Raw genomic sequence first — 18464 nt, 5'->3', positions numbered from 1 at the left:
CCTGTTTGTCCGGGCAGGCATCCTGCAAGAGCGGCAGGCGGCAGCCTTAGCCCTGCACGGCATCCCGGCCGCTGCGCCAGAACTCGTGGAGCCGTTCCACCTGGCCGGAGCAGAGCAGGGGCATGGCCGCGTTGATACGCTCCAGCGGCCAGTCCCACCAGCGCATCTCCAGCAGCATGGCGATCCGTTCCGGGCTGAAGCGTCGGCGCAGCTGACGGGCGGGCATGCCGGCCACCACGGCATAGGGCTCCACGTCCGCGGTCACTACGGCGCGTGCGGCGATGACAGCGCCGTCTCCGATGCGTACGCCGGGCATGATCATGGCTTCCGTACCGATCCAGACATCGTTGCCCACCACGGTGTCCCCGGCGCGGACGAAGCCGTCTACGGCCCCCTGGAAGCCCGCCTCTTCCGGCATGTAGAAAAAGGGGAAGGTGGCGATCCAGTCCATGCGATGGCCCTGATTGCCCGCCATGATGAAGCTGGCGCCGCTGCCGATGGAACAGAAGGAACCGATGATGAGCTTGTCCACGTCATCGCGTTCCGGGCTCAGATAGCGGGCGCAGTCGTCGAAGCTGTGGCCGTGGTAATAGCCGGAGTAATAGCTGTAGCGGCCCGCACGGATGTTGGGGTTGCGGATCTGCTGGTCCAGAGGGACGCCCTTGAAGGGACTTTCAAAAAAATTCATGGCGCTTCCTTGCGGGAGGCAGGGGGGAGAAGGAGTTTTTTGAAGCATTTCGTTCCTTTTCCCGGAGCATCGCCGTTCCTGACGGCCACGGTCTTGCGGCCACCATCCGGTCAGCTCCCCCCTCCCCAATACGTTTATCCGGTTGCGTATGGCGGTCCCGTCTTCGGGCAGCGGGGCTGTTGTCGTGCGTTGCCGCGATCGGGCCGGGAGTCGGGAGAGCATGGTAGCCGGGGCCTGTAGAGGATGCAATGGCTGTGGCCGGTCGGGCCACGGGAAGGCGGCGTATCCATGCACGCAGAGCATGCCGCAGGGCACGACAGCCTGCCGTATCGGCACAGGGCCGCAGCGGACGGGCTCTCTGAGATCGCTCCTCTGTGCGAGGATGGTCGAAGCAAAAAAAGCCTGTGCCCCGTTTTGGGACACAGGCAGGAAAAGCAGGCTGGTGAAGGGGAGTTTGAGGGGAAAGCCCTCTCGCATCGACAGCAGAGATGCGACCGGATGGCGGCCGCAGGCCGTGCCCGTTGCGACGCAGGAAGCTACGGGCATCGACAGCAGAAGAGATGCGACCGGATGGCGGCCGCAGGCCGTGCCCGTTAGCGAGAAAGACGCCTCACGGGATCACCGGCAACAAGGAGGGGGCCCTAAAACTCAGCACCGTTGGCGATACTGGCCCGACGGACATCGCCGGCAGGATGCGGGGTAGCCTTTCTTCCTCCAAAGCAGGATGCCCCGGCCGTTATGCCTTGCGGGGCAGACCGGCGCGCTGGGCAAAGCCCATGAGGGCGTGGGTGAGCTTGGCGGCGGTGAAGTCCGCATGATGCAGGCCCGGCAGGGGAGCCAGCTCCACCACGTCCATGCCGACCATGCTGCGGCCCTGCAGGCAGCGCTCGATGAGCAGCAGGGCCTGATGCCAGAACAGGCCGCCGGGCGAAGGCGTGCCCGTGGCGGGCATCAGCGAGGCGTCCAGACCGTCCACGTCGAAGGTGATGTAGAGGCGGCGGGGAAAGTCCGCGGGCAGGGGCTGTTCCGGCAGGCCCTGGCGGAAGAGGACGTCGGCGTCATAGTGCAAGACATTGTACTGGCGGCGCACCTCCACTTCTTCGCGGCAGAAGTCGCGCATGGCGAACTGGGCCAGCGGCAGGCCAAGGTCGGCCACGGCCCGGTGCATGACGCTGGCGTGGGAATAGATGGAGCCTTCATACTGGGAACGCAGGTCCGCATGGGCATCGAACTGCACCACGCCAAAGGGCTCGCCCGTACGCGCGGCCTCGGCGGCCAGGGCACGCAGGGCGCCCAGGCTCACGGTATGCTCGCCGCCCAGGATGACGGGCAGGGCCTTGCAGCGCAGGGCGTGGGCCGTGGCGGCCTCGATGCGGTCCAGCACGGTCTCGATGGGGGCATCACAGTCCACGGCAGGGGCGGTGTACAGGCCCGCTTCTCCCGGGGCGCTGATGCCGTCCCAGGCCTCCAGCTGCTGCGAGGCGGAAAGGATGGCGGCCGGGCCGTGGGCGGTGCCGCCCCCGTAGGAGACGCTTTGCTCCAGCGGGACGGGGATGATGTGGAAGGCGGCCTGTTCCGGCCGGGCCGGTTCGTATTCCGAGGCCAGGAAATGGCTTTCGTCGAATTCCTGATGACAGACGGTGACGGGGCTGGACATGCTCGTGTCTCCAGACGGAAAAACGGCCTGCTGGGGGGGCAGGCCGTTTAGGTTGAACTGTCAGTAAGAAAGGAAGGTACTTAGCTTACTGCATAAGGCGTGCCAAAATATCCAGCGAGGAATGTTTTTCTATCTTGCTGTTTTTGTTGTTTTTATTGTTCGCTATGAGCGAAAAGGCCGTTTAATTTTTTTTACATAAGCCCTGCCGGAGCCATACGGGGGGACAAAAATATTGCACACTCCCCTTTCTAGGAGGGGCCGGTCAGGGCTGCGGCGGTCCGGTACGGCCGCCGGCTGCGGTACTTTCCGGGCGTTTTTTTGCCCTTTCCGGGCAGGTCGGGCCCTGGGGACACGCCGTCCTGCCTCCCATACTATGGGGAGCGGGGCCGCTGCAAGAAAAAAGCGGGAGCGGTCAAAAAAGCTGGCTTCGGGCGCGGCAGCACCGCCTTGCCGGTTCAGGGATTTTGTCCCTGGACCGGCCATGTTTTGGGAGAGGCGTGCGGGCGGGAAAGACGCTTGCGGAAGCGGTCTGGGCCGCTGTCCGGGCAGAGCTGCCATAGCCGCCGGACGGCAGCGGGGAGCCCATCGCGGCAGAAGGCCGCCAGACACAGGAAAAGGGCCCCGGAAGACCGGGGCCCTTGCCGACGTTGGTCTGTCAGGCCCTCAGGCCTGGGCCATACCCGTTAGGGCAGCATCCAGGAAAGGGGACCAGCCTGCAGGTAGGCCAGCACGCAGAGCACCAGGGTCATGCCGATGCTGTGACCGATGGTGAAGCGGAAGAGCTTGCCTTCCTGACCGGCATTGTTGGTGGCGGCGGTAGCCACGGACAGGGACTGGGGCGAGATCATCTTGGCGGTCACGCCACCGGAGGCGTTGGAGGCCACGGCCAGTTCGGGGCGCATGCCCACGGCCAGGGCGGTGTCCTTCTGCATGCCGCCGAACAGGGCGCAGGAGGACGTGTCGGAACCGGTCAGGAACACGCCCAGCCAGCCCAGCAGGGGAGAGAAGAAGGGGAACAGCCAGCCGGTGTGGGTGAAGGCCAGACCCAGGGTGGAGCTCATGCCGGAGTAGTTCATCAGGTAAGCCAGGCCCAGGATCATGGCGATGGTCAGGATGGGGAAGGTCAGCTGCTTCAGGGTACGCATGAAGCAGGCGATGGCCTTGCCGTAACCGTACTTGGGCATGAAGGGCACGGACACCAGACCGGACAGCAGGATGGCGGTACCGCCAGCGGACAGCCAGTTGAAGGTGAACTTGGCGCCGTACACGGCGTCAGCCTGCACGATGGGGGCGGTCTTCATGACTTCGCCATCCAGGCCGGGCCAGGAGATGTTGAACACGGTGCCGGGCAGGCCGTTGAGGATGGCCTTGAAGGAGCCCAGGCCCCAGAAGAACACGAACACGGCCAGCACCAGGTACGGGGCCCAGGCGCGCAGCACGATGGCCAGAGGATAGCCCTGGCCTTCCAGGTTGGAGGGAGCTTCGCCTTCGAAGCGGAAGATGCTCTTGGGCTGCCAGACCTTGAGCAGCAGCATCAGGGCCACGATGGTGGCGATGGCGGAACCGATGTCGGGCAGGGTCGGGCCGTGGAAGTTGGCCAGCAGGAACTGGGCGCCGCCAAAGGCCACACCGGCCACGATGATGGCGGGCAGCACTTCCATGGAACGCTTGAAGCCGCACATGACCACGCAGACCCACAGGGGCACGATCAGGGACAGCAGGGGCAGCTGACGACCGGCAATGGCGGAGACGGTCATCTGGTCAAGGCCGGACACCTGGGCGGCCACGATCAGCGGCACACCGATGGCGCCGAAGGCCACGGGGGCGGTGTTGGCGATCAGGGCGATACCGGCGCCCCACAGCGGGGTGAAGCCCAGGCCCACCAGCATGGCGGCGGCGATGGCCACGGGGGTACCGAAACCGGCGGTACCTTCGATGAAGCAGGAGAAGGCGAAGGCGATGAACAGGGCCTGCAGACGACGGTCGTCCGTCAGGCGGGCCAGGGAGTCTTTGATGATCTCGAACTCACCGGATTCCACGGTCATGTTGTAGACCCACACGGCCGTGATGACGATCCAGACGATGGGGAACAGGCCGAAGCAGGCCCCCAGCGCCACGGAGTTGACTGCCAGGCCTACCGGCATCTTCCAGACCAGGATGGCCACCAGCAGGGCGCCCACCAGACCGGCCACGGCGGCGATATGACCTTTCGCCTGCCGGAAAGCCAGCATGTAGAACAGAATGATCAGCGGTACGGATGCCGCCAGTGCCGACAGGCCGATGCCTCCCAGAGGTTCGTAAACCTGAGTCCAAGCCATCTTTCTCTCCCTTCTACTAGAAAAGCGTGCCGTCGGTCCGTCCGGCCCCTGCCCGAGGACAGGCGACACAAATACATCCTTAACGCTAAGATTATGCTGGCAATGATGAAAATGCAATAGGTTAGGGATAAAAAGGGGGGTTATTTCCGTTATTTTCAGGCTTGGCCAATTTTTTTAATTTATTGAATTTAATAGCTATTTTTACGTTATGAAATAGTTCATGAAATATTTTTTCAAGCTTTTTCTGACAGGAAAATCCTGTAAAAAAAGCCCCTTCCGGGGCTCTTCCTGTCTGCGGATCAGCGCTGCCGTACCGGCAGGCGTTCGGCCAGCAAAATACTTTCGCTGTGGGTCTCCCGGTTGGCGTCCCGGCAGTGCAACACACGCCAGCGCCGCGGCTCCAGACGGGCCAGTCGTTGGGCAAGGGCGGCCTCTTCGGCGGCGCCGCCTTCATGGCCGGTATAGCAGTGCAGGCTCAGGCAGCCCTGCGGGGCCAGCCGCTCCAGCAGGGCATCCACGGCCGCCAGACTGCCCGACGCCGTGGTGGTGCAGCGCTTGTCCGTGCCCGGCAGGTAGCCGAAATTGAAGATGCCCGCCAGCAGGGGGTGTTGCCTGTCCGCTTCGGACAGGGCGTCCAGCAGCTCCGGCAGGGCCGCATGGGAATGGAGGACGAGACGGATGTCCGTCGTCCCGGAAGGGAGGGGAGACAGGGCGCAGGCCGCCGCTGCCGAGGCACAGCAGCGCGCCGCCATGCCTGCCTGCTCCAGTCGTGCCCGGCTGGCCTGCAGGGCGGCCTCCTGGATGTCCAGGGCCAGCAGCAGGCTGCCCGCCGGGGCCTGACGGGCCAGGAAGAGGCAGTCGTGGCCGTTGCCGGCCGTACCGTCCAGCAGCAGGGGGGGCTGCCCGCCGCCGTTATCGCGCCAGGCCGCCAGGGCCCGGAGCACGGCGCTGTGCGCCACGGCGTCCAGAAGCGAAGGCCGGGGCGGTCGCAGGACCGTCCCGGCGCGGAATGGGCTTGCCGCCCCGGAGGCGGCCACAGGATCTGCCATGACTAGTGGGTGGTGCCGTTACCTTCGGCGCGCGGCGCGGCCATGCGGGTGGCCAGTTCCTTCACCTGGTCCGTGGAACACCACTGGGCGAACAGTTCGCGCCAGCTGCCGAACTCCATGAAGTTCTGGTCCAGCTGGTTCTCGTGCATCTGCACCCAGGCGTTGAACAGCTGCATGCGGGTCTGGAAGGTGGTGCTGTCGAACACGGTCTCGGCCATGCGCTGGGGCATGACCTTGCCGTCCAGGTGTTCCATGACGAAGGAACAGACGGCCTGCTGCGACAGGGCAAAGCTGATCTCCTTGCCGTTCAGGCTCTCGGCCAGGGGCAGCAGATCGGGGTACAGCTCCTTGATGCGCTGCATGCCCTGCTCGGGGATGGCCACGAACAGGGGCTTTTCCGCGCCTTCTTCCACCGGCGCATCCAGCTTTTCAGTGAGGAAATAGAAACGGATCCAGTTCTCGAACATCACGGTTTCCAGGATGCGCAGGACGGCATTCTGGAATTCTTCTTGAGGCGTAGGCATGGAAAATCCTTTGTGCAAAAAATTTCAAGCTACTTTACGATTCCCGTCCGGCGGCGTCAACTGGTGGAGGGATTTTCCTTTTTTTACTGAAAGGGAGACCGGATAGGGGAAGGATGCGCCGAGGGCTGGAGCCTGTGGAGGGACGACCCACCGCGGTCCCCCCCGGCGGGATGGCCCTGTGGGCTCCTCTGGCCTGCCCAGCGCCTTTATGCTAATCTGTAACGATGATTGATTACGCGCACGCGCTCAACAGCGCCCAATACGAGGCCGCCACCTGCGGCGACGGGCCGGTCCTGGTAGTGGCCGGCGCCGGTTCCGGCAAGACCCGCACCATCACCTACCGCCTGTCCTGGCTGGCGGATCACGGCGTCCCGCCGGAATCCATGCTGCTGCTCACCTTCACCCGCAAGGCGGCGCAAGAGATGCTGCAGCGGGCCGCGGCCCTGTCCGACCATGCCCTGAGCCTGGTGCAGGGCGGCACCTTCCACTCCTTCGCTTTCGGCGTGCTGCGCCGTTACCGTCCCGACTGGCTGGAGGACCGCCCCTTCACGGTCATGGACAGCGCGGACATCAACGCGGCGGTCAAGGCCTGCAAGGACGATCTCCGGCTGGGCAAGGGCGACCGCTCCTTCCCGCGCACCCAGGCCATCGTGGGCTTTTTGAGCAAGGCCCGGAACAAGGAGATGCGCCTGGACGAGGTCCTGCAGCGCGAGGCCTTCCACCTGCTGCCCTATGCCGAGCCGCTGATGCAGCTGGGCGAGGCCTACGATGCCTACCGCAAGGAAAAGGGCCTGCTGGACTACGACGACCTGCTGTTCGAGCTGGAGCATCTGCTGCGTACCAACGAGCGCGCGGCCGAGAACCTGCGCCGCCGCTACACGCACATTTTGGTGGACGAATATCAGGACACCAACCTGGTTCAGGCCCGCATCGTGCGTCTGCTGGCCGGGCCGGAGGGCGAAGGCATGCCGCCGGGCAACGTCATGGCCGTGGGCGACGAGGCCCAGTCCATCTATGCCTTCCGTGGCGCCAACGTGCGCAACATCCTCGATTTCCCCAAGCTTTTCCCCGGGGCCCGCATCATCCGGCTGGAGGAGAACTACCGCTCCACCAAGCCCATCCTGGACGTGGCCAACAACCTGCTGGAAAACGCCACGGAATCCTTCCGCAAAAAACTGTTCACCCGCAAGGAGGGCGGGGCGCCGGTGCGCCTGGTGACGCCCCTCAGCGACATGAGCCAGGCCAAGCTGGTGGTGCGCCGCATCGAGGACCTGCTGACCCGGCACCTGCCGCACGAGATCGCCGTGCTCTTCCGGGCGGGGTTCCATTCCTACCATCTGGAAATGGCCCTCAACCAGGCAGGCATCGCCTTCCGCAAGTACGGCGGCCTGCGCTACACCGAGGCGGCCCACGTCAAGGACGTCATGGCCTACGCCCGCCTGCTGCTCAACCCGCTGGACATGCCCGCCTTCTCGCGCGTGGCCGAGCTGCACGAGGGCATCGGCCCCAAGACCGTGCTCAAGCTCTACAACGTGGCCCAGAGCGCCGACGGCCCGGCCCTGGACAAAGCCTGTGCCCGCTTCCCCTCCTTCCGCGAGGACCTGCGCTTCATCGCCGAGATGCGCGCCCGCCCGCTGCATCCGGTGACGGCGCTGGAGCTCATCGTGGACCATTACCGCCCCGTGCTGGAGAGCCGCTATCCCGAAGACTGGCCCCGCCGCCAGCAGGGACTGGAAGAGATCCTGCAGATGGCCTCGGGCTACAACGATTTGGATCTGTTCCTGGCCGATCTGGCCCTGGATTCCCCCGACGAGGAAGACGAGGACAACGAGGGCCGCATCACCCTCTCCACGGTGCACTCGGCCAAGGGCCTGGAGTGGAACGCCGTGCTGATCATCGACCTGGTGGAGGACCGCTTCCCCTCGCGCCACGCCCTGGCACGGCCCGAAGATTTCGAAGAAGAACGCCGCCTGATGTACGTGGCCTGCACCCGCGCCCGGCAGGAGCTGGACCTGTATTCGCCGGCCACCATCTACAGCAAGGCCGAGCAGGGCACGCAGCATGTGGCCCAGAGCCCCTTCGTGCGCGAGCTGCCCGCCGGGCTGACCGAGGAGTGGGTGGAAAGTTACGGCGGCGGCCTGAGCAAACGGGCGCGCGGCGGCATGTTCGCCGATCCCTTTGGCGGCCGTCCGGCCCCGTCCGGCCCCGGCGCGGGCTTTGGTCGCGGCCGTCATGCGGGCCTTGCCGCCCCTGCCGGGCTCAGCCCGGCCCAGCGTCTGGCCGCCACCCGCGCCCTGCAGGATGCCGATGACTGCCAGCTGCCCCCGGACGAACGGCCGGGAGGCACCGCGGGAGGGCGTCCGGCTGCTGCGCCTGCCGCTCCCGCCGCTGACGCTGCCGGAGGTTCGGTACTGGCGGCCGCCGGGGCCGTGGCCGCGGGCAAGCGCCCCTGCTTCTGTCGCCACAAGATCTTCGGCCGGGGCAAGATCCTCGGCCTCATGCCCCCGAACAAAGTACAGGTGAGTTTTGCCGGTTTCGGGATCAAGGTCATCCTGGCCGACTATCTGCAACTGGAGGACTGATATGTCCCAGCCTTCGCGCGCTTCTGAAGACAGCATCCTTGCCTGTCTGGCCCGGCATTTCCCGGCCACGCATCCTTCCCTGCTGCTGGGCAGGGGCGACGACTGCGCCGTGCTCAAGGCCGGCACGCCCCTGTGCGTGAGCAGCGACCTTTTTCTGGAGGATGTCCACTTCCGGCGCTCCTATTTCACGCCCGAAGAGATCGGCCACAAGGCCCTGGCCGTCAATGTGAGCGACATCGCGGCCTGCGGCGGCCGCCCGCTGGCCTTCACCCTGGCCCTGGGCCTGCCCGATGACGTGGATGCGCTGTGGCTCGACCGCTTTTTCTCCGGCATGGCCGCTCTGGCGCAGGAACAGCGTCTGGCCCTGGCGGGCGGCGACTTGTCCCGCAGCCCCTTCCTGCACGTGAGTATCACCATCTGGGGCGAGTCCTACACGGGCGGGGACTTCCTCGTGCGGGGCGGCTCCATGCCCGGGGACAGCCTGTTCGTGGTGGGCCGTCCGGGCCTGGCCCGCGTGGGCCTGCAGGTATTGGAAAAAGAAGGCCGGGCCGCGCTGGAGCACTGGCCCGCTGCCTGCGCCGCGCATCTTTTGCCCGTGCCGCAGGTGGATGCCGGGCTCATGCTGGCCCGTGCGGGCGCCAATGCCCGGCCCCCGGCACTGATGGATCTTTCCGACGGCATCATGCGCGACCTGCCGCGCCTGCTGGGCCGCACCGGCGAGAGCCGGGCCCGGCGCGAAGGCGACACGGGCACCGCCACGGACAGCGGCCTGGGCGCGGCCATCCTGCTGCCGCAGGGCATGCTCCATCCCGAAGTGGTGCGCCATGCCCGCGAGAACGGGCTCAATCCCGTGCACGAGGCCCTGCTGGGCGGCGAGGATTACGCCCTGCTGGGCTCCTGCGCCCCGGACATGCTGCCCATCCTGCATGCGGCCATCCCCGGCTTCATGAGCATCGGCACCATCACCGATGACGGGGAGCTGACCTGCAACAACGAGCCGCTGGACGCACTCCAGGGCTTTGACCATTTTGCCGTATCCGCGGAGGCCTAGCCATGCCCTTTCCTTGTTTCCATCAGCGTCAGGGCCGGGACATCGCCCTGGCTGCCCTGCCGTCGTCCATCGTCCGGGAGCTGGCCGAAGTTTGCCGTGAAGCCTGGCACGGCGGCATGCTGGCCGGTTGCAACGGTAACGCCAGCTACCGCTGGCAGAGCCCCGAAGGCGAGCGCATCGTCATCACCCGCAGCGGCGCGGCCAAGGGACGCCTGACGCTCCGGGACCTGTGCGTGCTGGATGCCCGGAGCGGCGCCACCCTGTACGGCGGGCCTTCGTCCAGCGAAGGGCTCATGCATCTGGAAGTCTATGCGGCCCGGCCCCGGTGCGGGGCCATCCTGCACACCCATCCCCGGCAGCTGCTGGCCCTGGCCCTGAAGCTGGAAAGCCAGCCGGACTGGCAGGATCGCTTTTTGAAGCTGCCGGTCTTCGAGTCCGGCGTCTGGCGGGCCCGGCTGGGCTACGCCCCGGCCTTCGAACCCGGTACCCGCGAGCTGGCCGAGGCCGTGGGACAGGCCGCCCGTGACTTCGAGGCCGTGTGGATGACCCGCCATGGCCTGTGCGCTTCGGCCCCCTGCCTGGGCCAGGCCCTCACCCTCAGCGAAGAACTGGAACATCTGGCCGCCATCCAGCTGCTGGCCGGATCGTGTTAGTTGTTTGAGGGGGCCCCTTCGCTGTCGATGCCCGTAGCTTCCTTTGTCGCTAACGGGCACGGCCCTGCGGGCCATATTTTGAGGGGAGGGGAGCCCCCTCTGCTGGCGCGAGAGGGGTCCCCCCTCCCCTCAAGCTCCCCACCCCCTCCCCAGCGCGCTTTATCAGAACGTACGGCCCCGGACTGCATGGCAGTCCGGGGCCGTACGTTCGTCATGGCTCTGGGCAGGTGCCGACAAGGGGCATCCTGTCGTTATGGGGAGACATGGAGAAAAAGGGGCGGGCCATCCCTTTGTCCGTAGCGGCGGAAGGCCGCCGCAGGCCATACCCGCTGGCGACACAGGCAGCTGTGGGCGTGGGCACGTCTTCCTTGCCGGGCAGCGTCAGGCGCGAGGCATCAGGGAGGAGCCTCTCGGAAAAGGCCTATTCCACGCCGGTGAGGATGAATTCCAGCATGGCGTCGGCCAGCAGGGCCGCGGCCTCGGTCACGCGCGGGGCCAGGGGCGGATACTCAAGGATGTCGGTCTCGAAGTCGCCCACCAGCACCAGATTGCCCAGCACGCGTTTTTGCATGGGCTTGCCGCCAAAGCCGCCCATGCCCGAGGCACTGGCGATGCGGCGGCCCGAGAGCATGGCCTTTTCCACCAGCAGGCGCTTGTCCGCCGCGCCGTCCAGGGCTTCCAGCCACAGGGGGCAGCGGGCCACCACTTCGTCCACGTTGGCGGCGTCGATACGCAGGCGGCAGGTCTCCACCCGGGCGTCGGGGTTCAGCTCCCGCACCAGCTCGGCCAGGGCCTCCACCTTGGGACGGCCCAGATGCCGGGGCCAGAACTGCTGCCGGTTGAGGTTGGACGCGTCCACCACGTCGTCGTCGATGAGCAGGAAATGCTCCACACCGCTGCGGGCCAGCATCAGGACGGCATTGGAGCCCAGACCGCCCGCACCGGCCACGCCCACCCGGGCGGCCCGCAGGGCCTCCAGCCGGGCCGGGGAAAGATAGCGCGTCAGGCCCTGACGCAATACGTTCTCACTCATGGCAGACTCCCTGAAAAACGGTTTACGGATGGATGCGTCCAAACTTCATCCTGAAACAGCCCTTTCCGGGCCGCAGTCACGGAATGGACAGGGACCCGGCTACAACGGGCGAACCCGGCCCCCATGAAGAGGTGGACTGCCCCGCCCCCGTATGAAAAGGAGGGACGTCTTTCCGGCGGAAAGACGTCCCTCCCGAATAAAGCGCGCTGGGGAGGGGGCCCCCTCCCCTCACAACACTCAGCCTAGGCGTGGGTCAGGGTGGGGTCTTCCCAGTCCTTGATGACGGCCTGATAGCCGTTCTTGGTCAGGTCGGCGATCATCTGTTCCACGCTGCGGTGGTCGGTGATGTCGAACTGGCCGCTGTTGTCGGCGTGGGTCTTGCGGCCGCCCACGGCGGTGGACACACCGGCCGAGACGCGGGTCACGCCCAGCGGGATCAGGTGGTCACGCATGAAGGCGCTCTCGCGGCTGGAGCAGGTGATGGACGAGCGCGGCAGGAAGCAGCGCAGGGCCGTCACATACTGCACGAAGCGGCGGTCATCGAGGGCGTGCGGGATGTCGAAGCTGCCCTCGTGCGAGCAGATGCGGGGGATGGACAGGCCCACGTCCACGCCGGGGTAATGGCGCAGCAGCCACCAGGCGTGCAGGCCGGTGGCGAAGGCGTCCTGTTCGAACTCGTCCAGGCCCAGCAGGGCGCCCAGGCCCAGGGAGCGCATGCCCGCGCGGGCGGCGCGTTCGGGGGCGTTGAGACGGAAGGCGTAGTCCTTCTTGGGGCCCACCGGATGCAGCCAGTCGTAGAGCTCGGGATTGTAGGTCTCCTGGAACATGGTCATGCTGTCCACGCCGCTTTCCACCATGAGGCGGTATTCGTCCTCGGTCATGGAGTAGACTTCGATGCCCACGCTGGCGAACAGGGGCTTGATGCGGCGGGCGACCTCCGCGATGTACTCGGGCGAGGAGAGTTTGCGGGCATCGCCGGTGAGCAGCAGGATGTGCTGCAGGCCCATGTCCGCGATGGCCTTGGCTTCGTCGTAGGCCTCTTCGGGGCTCAGGTGGCGGCGCGGCTGCTTGTTGTTGGCGTTGAAGCCGCAGTAACGGCACTGGTTGGTGCAGTAGTCCGACACGTAGAGCGGCGTGAACAGGTTCACGGCCCGGCCGAAGTAGCGCAGGGTCAGCTCATGGGCGCGCTGGGCCATCTGCTCCAGCAGGGGCGCGGCCGCGGGCGAGAGCAGGGTCAGGAAGTCGGCGGGCTGCAGGTAGTCCTTGCGCAGCACGGCGCGCACCTGGTCTTCGGTGGCGCTGGCGGCTATCCGGCTGCGGCGTTCGCGCGGCCAGTTGTTTTCCAGATATTGCTGAAAGTTTTCCATGTCCGCCCCCGACCTAGCGCAGGAAGCCCGTCAGCGGAGAGGAGGCCTGGGCGCCTTCGCCGCAGGCACGCACGGCACCGGGACCGGCCAGCCAGGCGGCACGACCGGCTTCCACGGCCTGACGGAAGGCACGGCCCATGAGCACCGGATCGGTGGACGAGGCGATGCCGGTGTTCACCAGGCAGGCGGCGGCGCCCATCTCCATGGCCTCGCAGGCATGGGAGGGCAGGCCGATACCGGCGTCCACCACGATGGGCAGGTCGATCTCTTCGATGAGGATGCCGATCATCTCGCGGGTGCGCAGGCCGCGGTTGGTGCCGATGGGCGCGCCCAGGGGCATGACGGCGGCGGCACCGGCATCCGCGCAGGCGCGGGCCACATAGAGGTCGGGGTTGATGTAGGGCAGCACGGTGAAGCCTTCCTTGGCCAGGATCTCGGTGGCCTTGGCGGTCTCGTAGCCGTCGGGCAGCAGGTGGCGGGTATCGGAGATGACTTCGATCTTGATCCAGTCGCCGCAACCGGCGGCGCGGGCCAGACGGGCCAGGCGCACGGCCTCTTCGGCGGTGCGGGCGCCGGAGGTGTTGGGCAGCAGACGCATGTGGGAGGGGATGTGGCCCACGATGCCCTGCTGGCCTTTTTCCACGCGGCGCATGGCCACGGTGATCACCTGCGCGCCGCTGCTGGCGCAGACGTCGGGGATGAGGGCGTCATTGCTGTATTTGCCGGTACCGATGAACAGGCGGCTCTGCAGTTCCACGCCGCCGATGATGAGGGGATCGTTGTTCTGAAAATCGCTCATGATGGTCTCCTGCGGCCGACCGGGCCGCGCGGTGCGCACTGGGCGCAGAGGAAGAAAAAACGTCGTCGTGCCGGCGGCTAACCGCCGCCCACGAACTGCACGATCTCCAGCACGTCGCCCTCGTTCAGGGCGGTGGCCGCGAAGTCCGCGGCGGGCACGATCTGGCCGTTGTGTTCCACGACCACGGCGGTGGCATCGTGTTCCCGCTCCCGCAGCAGGGCCGCCACGGTCAGGCCTTCGGCACAGGTACAGGCTTCGCCATTGATGGTGAGTTGCATACTGCCTCCACAAAAAAACCCGTCCACCTTGCAAGAGGGCGAAACGGGCACGTTGGGCGCAAAAAGAGCGCACGTTGCCAGCTTCCCTTCGACAGCACTATCTGCATCAGGTGCAGGACCGCACGGCGGCCCTAGGGGTCAGGGTCCTTGCACCCTTTCTCAGCCCGCAGGCTCCCCCAGCCGGAAGCAAAAAACTAGTCCCGGGACAGAAATATTGCAAGGGGGCAGGGGCATATTGTTGGAAGTTGTTCTGTATATGGAACTTTAATCCTAAATATTGACATTTTCCCCTCCTTTTGCGCTATAGAGGAAGAAATCTCCCAAAATAGTGGAGGGAAGAATGAGCATAAGGCGTACAGAATTTGAAGGTGTCGAAGGCATCTGCCTTGAGAATGACAGCATCTCCCTTGTTGTTTGTCCTTCTGTAGGCGGAAAAATCGTCAGTTTTTGCCTTAAGGACACGGGCCAGGAGCTTCTTTGGCGAAATGAGAACCTTGCCTTGCGTCCTTATCCCGAGGGAACAGCGTATGATCCGCATTTTTATGGCGGCATAGACGAGCTTCTTCCCAATGATGAAAAAGAAGTCATCGATGGTATCCAGTATCCTGACCACGGTGAACTTTGGACAACGGCGCTTGATTGCGTGTCCGGACAGGATTCCATCCTGCTTTCAGCCACGCTTCCTGCATCCGGTCTGCGTTATGAGAAAAAGATGACGCTGTCGGGGGATGCCGGGACTGTTGTCATGGATTATAGGATAACGAATACATCCTCAAAAAAGAGCCATTTCCTCCTCAAGATGCATGCTGCTCTCCTGTTGCATGAGGGAGACAGGATCATCTGCCCTGCAAAGCGTGGCGAGATCGGCGATGCCGATTTCACAGGGCGCCATGAAAGTCGCTTTTTCCCCTGGCCCGACTATCACGGCGAACGCCTGGACATCGTCGGTTCCGCCCAGGAAAAGCGCAGCGAATTTTTCTTCCTTCATGATCTCGAACGGGGCGAGATGCGTATGGAAAGCCCCGCGGCCCGCACGTTCTTCAGCTACAGCTTCGATACCGGGGTCTTCCCCTATGCCTGGTATTTTGCCAGCTACGGCGGCTGGAACGGTCTGTATACGGGCGTCCTGGAACCGGCTACCGCCATCCCCTGTTCGCTGGGGAAATCCATAAAGGACGGGACCTGCAGCACGCTGGCCCCGGGTGAGACCCTGTGCACCACAGTAACCATCAACGCAGGAAGGTTGTCATGAGCACGACACGCAATGTTTTTGTCACGGGAGCTGCCTCCGGCATCGGTGAGGCGACCGCCCGCCTGTTCGCGGCCAATGGCTGGAATGTCATGGTCAATGCCAGAAGGCAGCAGTGCCTCGAAAAACTGGTGTCGGAATTCCCCGCCGGCAAGCACCTTGTGTGCGCGGGCGACTTCAGCTGCCAGGAGACCATGGATCGCGCCGGGGCCCTGATCGATGAGGCCTGGGGCGGGCAGCTCGACGCCGTGGTGAGCTCCGCCGGTCTGTTCCGTCGTACGTCCATGCTGGACACGCCCCTGGAAGAATGGCGCAGCATCTTTGACATCATGGTCAACGGGGCGCTGCTGACGACGCGCCTTGCCGCCCAGAAGATGAAGAACGGGGGCAAGATCGTGCACGTGACCTCCATCCACTGGAACCATGCGGAAGCGGGCAGCAGCGCCTACAGCATGGCCAAGGCCGCCATGGCCCAGATGGTGCGGGCCGGCGCTGTGGAACTGGCGCCGCTCAACATCAACATCAATGCCGTCGCTCCGGGCTTCGTCAAAACGCCCATGGCCCTCGACCCCAACGGCGTGGACGAGACGGAGACCCAGTGGTTCCGCGACAACTATGTGACGGGCCACCACATGCCGGCCAAGCGGGCCTGCATGCCTGAAGAGATCGCCAGCGTCTGCTACTTCCTGGCCGGCGATGGCGCCAGCTACATGACCGGTGAGACCGTCCATGTGGACGGTGGCCTGACCATCACTTTCTAATCCTTTTCCGGGCCGCCCGGCGGCCCGGAAAACATACCCCAGTGGTACTGGGAGATCGTCATGAAAATAGAATCTGTTGATTTCTTTTATCTTGCCCTGCCCCATATTCGTGACATCGGTGACGGCAGCCAGGATGCCCTTCTCGTCCGCGTCCGCGCGGGGGGCCTGGAAGGATGGGGGGAATGCGAAGCCTCGCCGCTGGTCTCCATCGCGGCCTATGTGACCCCCATGTCGCACTCGGCCTGCAAATCCGTCGGTTCGCAGCTGGAAGGGGAGTCCGTGGATTCTCCCGCCGACATCCTGCGCATCCGCCGCAAGGTCCAGGCCAACTGCCTTGACCTGCTCCAGGCGCCGCACACGCTGTCCGGCATCGATATCGCCCTTTGGGACCTGCTGGGGAAAAAAGAGCAGGCTCCCGTCTACAGCCTGCTGGGCTATGACCGCGCCCTGCCCAAGACCGCCTATGCCTCCATGCTGTTCGGCGAGACGCCGGAACAGACCCAGGCCAATGTGGCGGAAGCCGTGCGCAGGGGCTTCCGGGCGGTCAAGCTGGGCTGGGGCGGCTACGGCAGCGATCTTGAGACGGACATCGCCCATCTGGAACTTGCCCGTAAGGAAGCCGGAAGGGACGTGCTGCTGATGGTCGACGCCGGGACGGTCTGGACCCAGGCCGAAGATCCCGTGCAGGAGGCCGCGCGGCGTCTGCCCTCGCTCAAGGCGGCGGGCGTCCTGTGGCTGGAAGAGCCGTTCTCCAGCTATGACTTCGACTATTACTCCCGCCTGGCGGAACTGGCCGGGCCCGTCAACCTTGCCGGTGGCGAGGGCGCCCACAATCCCGAGATGGCAAAGCACATGATGCGCTACGCCTCCCTGGGCTTCGTCCAGATCGATACCGGCCGCATCGGCGGCATCACGGCGGCCCATGACGTGGCCAGGGCCTGCATGCAGCAGCATGTGCGCTACGTGAACCACACCTTTACGACCCAGCTTGCCCTGAGCGCCTCCATCCAGCCTTTTGCCGGCATGGCGGACAGCACGCTGTGCGAATACCCGTTCCAGCCGAGCGACCTTTCGCTGGATCTGACGGAACAGCCCATGCAGCTCGATGGCAACGGGACCATCTCCCTGCCGGAAGCTCCCGGTCTGGGCGTCGTCCCGCGTGCCGAGGCCATCAGGAAATATCAGCGTACGGTAGAAATGAGCGTCGACGGAAAGAACATCTATACATCACCGGTCATCTAGTAGCCTACAAGAGGGAGGGCTGCCATGAAAGCACTCAAAGGGTTTCGTGCAACAGATATCTCATTGATGGTTCTGCTTTTCTTCCATGCCATCTGTGCCATCATCACAGGGACGCTGTTGCCGCAGATTATCAAGGAATTCAGCATCGACTATGCGACTGCAGGAAGTATCGAGACTCTCAGAAGCTACGCCATCCTCTTTATCCTCGTCATCACGGTCAAGCTTCTGCGGGTGGTCAGCGCCAAGACCCTGTTCGTCCTGTCGCGTTTCGGTATCGCCGTCGGCTTCGTCATGTCTGCCCTGTCGGGGAACTATTCCTTCTTCCTTGCGGGTGTGATCCTGGCCGGCCTTGGGGCGGGCTTTGTCGAATCCCTGATCGCCCAGACCATCACCAACCTGCATCAGGCCGAGAACAATACGGAAAAGTTCTTCAACGCCATCCAGGGCGTGTTCTCCATCGCCGTCATCCTGATCCCCCTGCTGTACGGCTATGCCATGGAGCACGGTGTGACCTGGCGCCAGATCTTCCTGTATACCTCCATCATGCCCGTCGTCGTGGCTTTCATCCTGCTGTTCTCCGACCTGCCTGCTGTCGAAGCGGAAGAGGGCGGCTACAGCGAAGCCCTGAAGGCCGTGTTCTCCAAGGCGGCCGGGCGTCTGCTGAGTATCGGGATCTTTGTCTCCGCAGGCATCGAGAACATGTTCTATGTCTGGAGTGCGACGTATATCAGCCTCTATCTGCATGATAACCAGCAGTATGCAGCGACTGGTCTTGCCATCTTCGGCTTGTTCATGTGTCTTGCAAGGTTTACAACAGCGTTGCTCAACGGGAAGAAGATCGCTTACTACATGATGTATATCGCACAGATCTGCGGTTTTACATCGGCAATCCTCCTGTTTACTATGGAAGGTATCGAAATATTTTATATTTCGCTGGCGCTTGCCGGTATCTGTGCCGGTCCCATGTGGCCGTCGATCACCGGTCTCATCTCCGATATGGAGCCGGGCGCCAAGGCTGGCTACTTCATCATCATCGCTCTGATCGGTTACATCGGCTACGCCAATGCTCCTCTGTTCATGGGCCTGATCGGTGACCTTTCCGGCGACCTGAAAAACGGGTTCTACATCCTTCCTGTATCGACGCTGATCCTTGTCTTTGTTATTTCTGGATTACGTAAGCTGGCCATAAAGAACGGATCTTACTACAAGTAAT

At 64.4% G+C, this 18464-nt stretch carries 16 protein-coding genes; 7 read left to right on the top strand and 9 right to left on the bottom strand.

Annotated elements, in window-relative coordinates:
- Nucleotides 1–46: 46 nt before the first annotated feature.
- From catB to ACQRAG_RS07110, 5 genes are all read right to left on the bottom strand, one after another.
- Nucleotides 47–688 carry a type B chloramphenicol O-acetyltransferase gene (gene catB, locus ACQRAG_RS07130; protein ID WP_304025500.1) on the bottom strand — a complete coding sequence of 214 codons (642 nt, stop codon included), beginning with the start codon at nt 686–688 and terminating at the stop codon, nt 47–49.
- Between the two features lie 736 nt (nt 689–1424).
- On the bottom strand, nt 1425–2345 hold the full coding sequence (gene speB, locus ACQRAG_RS07125; protein WP_204625989.1) for an agmatinase: 921 nt from the start codon (nt 2343–2345) through the stop codon (nt 1425–1427).
- A 683-nt stretch (nt 2346–3028) separates the two neighbouring features.
- Nucleotides 3029–4663 (bottom strand): L-lactate permease, encoded by a 1635-nt coding sequence (locus ACQRAG_RS07120; RefSeq protein ID WP_303740141.1) that lies wholly within the window; start codon nt 4661–4663, stop codon nt 3029–3031.
- 299 nt (nt 4664–4962) lie between these two features.
- The gene (locus ACQRAG_RS07115; RefSeq protein ID WP_427803932.1) at nt 4963–5712 is read right to left on the bottom strand and encodes a class I SAM-dependent methyltransferase; all 750 of its coding nucleotides are present in this window, start codon (nt 5710–5712) and stop codon (nt 4963–4965) included.
- Between the two features lie 2 nt (nt 5713–5714).
- Entirely contained in the window at nt 5715–6236 is a 522-nt protein-coding gene (locus tag ACQRAG_RS07110) for a hypothetical protein (RefSeq protein WP_168934705.1), read from the bottom strand.
- Nucleotides 6237–6460: 224 nt separating this feature from the next.
- Here ACQRAG_RS07110 and ACQRAG_RS07105 point away from each other — a divergent pair, with 224 nt between their 5' ends.
- From ACQRAG_RS07105 to ACQRAG_RS07095, 3 genes are read left to right on the top strand one after another with little or no spacing between them, the layout of a single operon-like run.
- Nucleotides 6461–8818, top strand: a complete 2358-nt coding sequence (locus ACQRAG_RS07105; protein WP_300645189.1) for an ATP-dependent helicase — start codon at nt 6461–6463, stop codon at nt 8816–8818.
- A gap of 1 nt (nt 8819) precedes the next feature.
- Nucleotides 8820–9869, top strand: coding sequence for a thiamine-phosphate kinase (gene thiL / locus ACQRAG_RS07100; protein ID WP_289616842.1), 1050 nt, complete (start codon nt 8820–8822; stop codon nt 9867–9869).
- Nucleotides 9870–9871: 2 nt separating this feature from the next.
- A complete protein-coding gene (locus ACQRAG_RS07095; RefSeq protein ID WP_427803933.1) occupies nt 9872–10522 on the top strand; it encodes a class II aldolase/adducin family protein in 651 nt (216 codons plus the stop codon).
- Nucleotides 10523–10943: 421 nt separating this feature from the next.
- Here the strand turns inward: ACQRAG_RS07095 and thiF are convergent, their stop codons facing one another.
- The 4 genes from thiF to thiS all read right to left on the bottom strand — a co-directional run bounded on the left by thiF (nt 10944) and on the right by thiS (nt 13999).
- Nucleotides 10944–11555 carry a sulfur carrier protein ThiS adenylyltransferase ThiF gene (gene thiF / locus ACQRAG_RS07090; RefSeq protein WP_427803934.1) on the bottom strand — a complete coding sequence of 204 codons (612 nt, stop codon included), beginning with the start codon at nt 11553–11555 and terminating at the stop codon, nt 10944–10946.
- Nucleotides 11556–11797: 242 nt separating this feature from the next.
- Entirely contained in the window at nt 11798–12922 is a 1125-nt protein-coding gene (gene thiH, locus ACQRAG_RS07085) for a 2-iminoacetate synthase ThiH (RefSeq protein ID WP_204674807.1), read from the bottom strand.
- A gap of 13 nt (nt 12923–12935) precedes the next feature.
- Complete coding sequence (locus tag ACQRAG_RS07080; protein WP_204626571.1) at nt 12936–13721, bottom strand: thiazole synthase; 786 nt, start codon at nt 13719–13721, stop codon at nt 12936–12938.
- Nucleotides 13722–13798: 77 nt separating this feature from the next.
- Nucleotides 13799–13999 (bottom strand): sulfur carrier protein ThiS, encoded by a 201-nt coding sequence (gene thiS / locus ACQRAG_RS07075; protein WP_168934698.1) that lies wholly within the window; start codon nt 13997–13999, stop codon nt 13799–13801.
- A gap of 340 nt (nt 14000–14339) precedes the next feature.
- On the opposite strand from thiS, the gene ACQRAG_RS07070 reads away from it, so the two are divergent.
- The 4 genes from ACQRAG_RS07070 to ACQRAG_RS07055 are packed head-to-tail and all read left to right on the top strand — an operon-like array spanning nt 14340 to nt 18463.
- Nucleotides 14340–15251, top strand: coding sequence for a DUF5107 domain-containing protein (locus ACQRAG_RS07070; RefSeq protein WP_300645195.1), 912 nt, complete (start codon nt 14340–14342; stop codon nt 15249–15251).
- Complete coding sequence (locus ACQRAG_RS07065; protein WP_300645197.1) at nt 15248–16009, top strand: SDR family NAD(P)-dependent oxidoreductase; 762 nt, start codon at nt 15248–15250, stop codon at nt 16007–16009. The genes ACQRAG_RS07070 and ACQRAG_RS07065 overlap by 4 nt, the downstream gene beginning before the upstream one ends.
- Before the next feature lie 60 nt (nt 16010–16069).
- The gene (locus ACQRAG_RS07060; RefSeq protein WP_302260574.1) at nt 16070–17251 is read left to right on the top strand and encodes a mandelate racemase/muconate lactonizing enzyme family protein; all 1182 of its coding nucleotides are present in this window, start codon (nt 16070–16072) and stop codon (nt 17249–17251) included.
- Between the two features lie 24 nt (nt 17252–17275).
- Complete coding sequence (locus ACQRAG_RS07055; RefSeq protein ID WP_303953055.1) at nt 17276–18463, top strand: MFS transporter; 1188 nt, start codon at nt 17276–17278, stop codon at nt 18461–18463.
- Nucleotide 18464: the final 1 nt, after the last annotated feature.

Origin of the sequence: Desulfovibrio sp. SGI.230 (assembly GCF_050313065.1) — a bacterium.
In the GTDB taxonomy this organism is placed as follows: domain Bacteria; phylum Desulfobacterota; class Desulfovibrionia; order Desulfovibrionales; family Desulfovibrionaceae; genus Desulfovibrio.
The sequence above is the reverse complement of the archived record's forward strand: the minus strand, read 5'-3'. Positions and strand labels throughout refer to the sequence as shown.

Coding starts and splice junctions, on each gene's coding strand:
- ACQRAG_RS07110 (WP_168934705.1), bottom strand. CDS start 6,236: ATGCCTACGCCTCAAGAAGAATTCCAGAATGCCGTCCTGCGCATCCTG.
- catB (WP_304025500.1), bottom strand. CDS start 688: ATGAATTTTTTTGAAAGTCCCTTCAAGGGCGTCCCTCTGGACCAGCAG.
- thiH (WP_204674807.1), bottom strand. CDS start 12,922: ATGGAAAACTTTCAGCAATATCTGGAAAACAACTGGCCGCGCGAACGC.
- speB (WP_204625989.1), bottom strand. CDS start 2,345: ATGTCCAGCCCCGTCACCGTCTGTCATCAGGAATTCGACGAAAGCCAT.
- thiL (WP_289616842.1), top strand. CDS start 8,820: ATGTCCCAGCCTTCGCGCGCTTCTGAAGACAGCATCCTTGCCTGTCTG.
- ACQRAG_RS07115 (WP_427803932.1), bottom strand. CDS start 5,712: ATGGCAGATCCTGTGGCCGCCTCCGGGGCGGCAAGCCCATTCCGCGCC.
- ACQRAG_RS07065 (WP_300645197.1), top strand. CDS start 15,248: ATGAGCACGACACGCAATGTTTTTGTCACGGGAGCTGCCTCCGGCATC.
- ACQRAG_RS07105 (WP_300645189.1), top strand. CDS start 6,461: ATGATTGATTACGCGCACGCGCTCAACAGCGCCCAATACGAGGCCGCC.
- ACQRAG_RS07060 (WP_302260574.1), top strand. CDS start 16,070: ATGAAAATAGAATCTGTTGATTTCTTTTATCTTGCCCTGCCCCATATT.
- ACQRAG_RS07080 (WP_204626571.1), bottom strand. CDS start 13,721: ATGAGCGATTTTCAGAACAACGATCCCCTCATCATCGGCGGCGTGGAA.
- ACQRAG_RS07120 (WP_303740141.1), bottom strand. CDS start 4,663: ATGGCTTGGACTCAGGTTTACGAACCTCTGGGAGGCATCGGCCTGTCG.
- ACQRAG_RS07070 (WP_300645195.1), top strand. CDS start 14,340: ATGAGCATAAGGCGTACAGAATTTGAAGGTGTCGAAGGCATCTGCCTT.
- ACQRAG_RS07055 (WP_303953055.1), top strand. CDS start 17,276: ATGAAAGCACTCAAAGGGTTTCGTGCAACAGATATCTCATTGATGGTT.
- ACQRAG_RS07095 (WP_427803933.1), top strand. CDS start 9,872: ATGCCCTTTCCTTGTTTCCATCAGCGTCAGGGCCGGGACATCGCCCTG.
- thiS (WP_168934698.1), bottom strand. CDS start 13,999: ATGCAACTCACCATCAATGGCGAAGCCTGTACCTGTGCCGAAGGCCTG.
- thiF (WP_427803934.1), bottom strand. CDS start 11,555: ATGAGTGAGAACGTATTGCGTCAGGGCCTGACGCGCTATCTTTCCCCG.